Here is a 2,889-nt window from a genome sequence, read left to right as displayed (position 1 = left end):
CCGCCCGCCTGCGCCAGCGCCGCGATCGCCTCGGCCGGCAGGATGCCGCCACGGGTCTCGACGTCCGGATCGGCGGCCTGCGAATCGGCGGCATCCTGGCCTGCGCCCGCGTTCATCGCGCCTCGACTCCTTCGCGCGCCTCCGGGTGGATCCGCGATCCCCAACGTTCTCCGCCCAGACTGGCTAATGCCGGCTTAATCCGGATGGTACGATACGCGCGGCTCGGGACTCGACCACCCTCGGACGAGGCTGCGGCATCATCCGCGCGAGGTAGTCCGCCGCAATTGACGCCGATTTCACTGGCCACTACCACCGCCAGTGAAGCGCGTTCAATTCGTCTTCATCGAATCGCACCGTTCGAAGAAGGGCCTAATAGGGCGATGTACAAGGCCGAGACGCGGGGAATTCGTGTGACCGTTCAGCCTCGCTTCGTCGAGGAGGAATCCTCGCCGAATGAAAGTCGTTACTTCTTCGCTTATACGGTCGAGATCGTGAACACCGGCAGCGAGCAGGTGCAGCTGCGCTCCCGGCACTGGCGCATCATCGACGGGCACGGGGCCTGCCAGGAAGTGCGGGGCACGGGCGTGGTCGGCAAGCAGCCGGTGCTAGAGCCCGGCGAGTCCTTCTGCTACACGAGCGGCTGCCCGCTCAACACGCCCGATGGCCTGATGGCCGGCAGCTACACCATGGCGACGGTGGCCGGCGAGAGCTTCGAGGCCGAGATTCCCGCCTTCTCCCTCGACAGCCCGCACGTTCGCCGCAGCCTGCATTGAGGTCCCGGCTCCGGGGCCTTGCTCCGGAGGGACCTATGCCTGGGATCGGCGAGCGGCTCAGCCCGCTCGACATGCTCGCCCGCCTCGTGTCGTTCGATACCGAGAGCGACAAGCCAAACCTGGCCCTAATCGATTCCGTCTGCACCTATCTCGACGGTTGGGGTGTCCCTTACCTGCGCCTGCCGAACGCAGGCGGGGACAAGGCGGCCCTGTACGCCACCATCGGCCCGATGGCCGATGGTGGCGTCGTGCTCTCCGGCCATACCGACGTGGTCCCAGTGGCGGGTCAGGCCTGGACCAGCGACCCGTTCACCCTGCGCGTCGCCGACGGGCGGGCCTACGGACGCGGCGCGGTCGACATGAAGGCCTTCGACGCCCTGGCGCTGGCTCTGGTGCCCGACATGCTGGCAACCAACCTTACGCGGCCCATCCACATCCTGCTCTCTTACGACGAAGAGACCACCTGCCTCGGCTCGATGGACGCGATCACCCGGTTCGGCGTCGACCTGCCGCGACCGGGCGCGGTGATCGTCGGCGAGCCGACCGGCATGGAAGTCGCGGACGCGCACAAGAGCATCGTCACCTGCCTGACCACCGTGCACGGGCACGAGGCCCATTCGGCCCGGCCGGCGCTGGGGGCGAACGCGGTGGCGGCGGCCTGCGACCTGGTCGCCGGCCTGAACCGGATCGCCGACCTGATGATCGAGCGCGGCGACGCCTCCGGGCGCTTCGATCCGGCCGCCACCACGGTCCATGTCGGGACGATCCACGGTGGCACCGCGCGCAACATCCTGGCCAAGGAATGCCGCTTCCTCTGGGAATACCGCGGGCTGCCGGACCTCGACCCGGGCGAGGTCCCGCGCCTGTTCGCCGAGGTGGTCGAGCAGGTGACGCGCGAGCGCCTGAACCGCTACGGTGAGTACGGGCGAATCGAGACGCTCGAGGAGGTCGACATCCCGGGGCTCGCACCAGATCCAGGCTCCGAGGCCGAACGGCTGTGCCTGAGGCTCGCGGGGCGCAACCGCACCATTGCGGTGCCCTACGCCACGGAGGCCGGGCGCTTCCAGCAGGCCGGGATCCCGACCGTCGTGTGCGGGCCCGGCGACATCGCCCAGGCCCACCAACCCGACGAGTTCATCACCCTCGACGCGCTCGGCAAGGGCGAGCGGTTCCTGAGGGCCCTGATCGAGGCTTGTGCGTCATGAACGCGCTCATCGGCATCACCATCAAGCTGCGCCCGCTGGAACGCGAGGACCTGCGCTTCGTCCACCAGCTGAACAACAACGACAGCATCATGCGCTACTGGTTCGAGGAGGCCTACGAGTCCTTCGCCGAACTGCAGCAGCTCTACGAGCGCAACATCCACAACCAGACCGAGCGCCGCTTCATCGTGGCCGATCCGAGCGGCGAGCCGGCGGGGCTGATCGAGCTCGTGGAGATCAACCACCTGCACCGGCGCTGCGAGTTCCAGATCGCGATCCACCCCAGCTTCCAGGGCCGGGGCTATGCCTGGCAGGCGACCCGGATCGCCATGGATTATGCGTTCAGCGTGCTCAACATTCACAAGCTGTATCTGCACGTGGACCGAGACAATGCCCGGGCGGTACGGATCTACGAGCGCTGCGGCTTCCATCCCGAGGGTGTGCTCAAGGACGAGTTCTTCGTGAACGGACGCTATCGCGACGCCGTGCGGATGTGCCTGTTCCAGCCGGATTACCTGAAGAACCGCGGCGGCGGCGACATCGCCGAGCCGGTGCTGAAAGTCTGATCCTAGGCATCCGGGAGAGGCCGAGAGGGCCCCTCCCGGACTTCGCTCAGTTGCGGCCGGCCCTCCCGGCACCCTGCGCTGCACCGCCCTGAGCGCTACCGGCCTTCATGCCGCCGCGCTCGGCGTTCCCCATCCGGCCACCGTCGTTGTTAGCCGGCCGCGCGCCACCCGGTTGGTCCCCGCGCTCCGATGCGCTGCGTATGCCGTCCTCCCGGCCGCCCCGCATGTCGCCGCTGCGTATGCCGTCGTCACGGCTTTGGCGATCGGCCGTCCGGTGGGTGTCGCGGCCCTCGGTGCCCACGGCATTGCGGGCGCCGTCGCGGCGGTCGGTGCGGACGCCGGCGCGGG

General features: G+C 68.5%; 3 protein-coding genes and 1 pseudogene. 3 read left to right on the top strand and 1 reads right to left on the bottom strand.

Annotated elements, in window-relative coordinates:
- The first annotated feature begins 380 nt into the window (after nucleotides 1–380).
- Genes apaG through speG form a run of 3 tightly spaced genes read left to right on the top strand, consistent with a single transcriptional unit; the run spans nucleotide 381 to nucleotide 2,541 of the window.
- A complete protein-coding gene (gene apaG, locus FV228_RS25515) occupies nucleotides 381–773 on the top strand; it encodes a Co2+/Mg2+ efflux protein ApaG (RefSeq protein ID WP_007562424.1) in 393 nt (130 codons plus the stop codon).
- A gap of 35 nt (nucleotides 774–808) precedes the next feature.
- A complete protein-coding gene (gene argE, locus FV228_RS25510; RefSeq protein WP_147857101.1) occupies nucleotides 809–1,978 on the top strand; it encodes an acetylornithine deacetylase in 1,170 nt (389 codons plus the stop codon).
- A gap of 14 nt (nucleotides 1,979–1,992) precedes the next feature.
- Nucleotides 1,993–2,541, top strand: coding sequence for a spermidine N1-acetyltransferase (gene speG / locus FV228_RS25505; RefSeq protein WP_281406532.1), 549 nt, complete (start codon nucleotides 1,993–1,995; stop codon nucleotides 2,539–2,541).
- A gap of 46 nt (nucleotides 2,542–2,587) precedes the next feature.
- Here the strand turns inward: speG and FV228_RS25500 are convergent.
- Nucleotides 2,588–2,889, bottom strand: a pseudogene (locus tag FV228_RS25500) (hypothetical protein); the annotation flags it as partial.

It is taken from the genome of Methylobacterium sp. WL18 (genome assembly GCF_008040015.1).
Classification (GTDB): Bacteria; Pseudomonadota; Alphaproteobacteria; order Rhizobiales; family Beijerinckiaceae; genus Methylobacterium; species Methylobacterium mesophilicum.
The sequence above is the reverse complement of the archived record's forward strand: the minus strand, read 5'-3'. Positions and strand labels throughout refer to the sequence as shown.

What these genes read in the sequence shown, in the direction of transcription:
- apaG (WP_007562424.1), top strand. Translation starts at nt 381, where the DNA reads ATGTACAAGGCCGAGACGCGGGGAATTCGTGTGACCGTTCAGCCTCGC.
- argE (WP_147857101.1), top strand. Translation starts at nt 809, where the DNA reads ATGCCTGGGATCGGCGAGCGGCTCAGCCCGCTCGACATGCTCGCCCGC.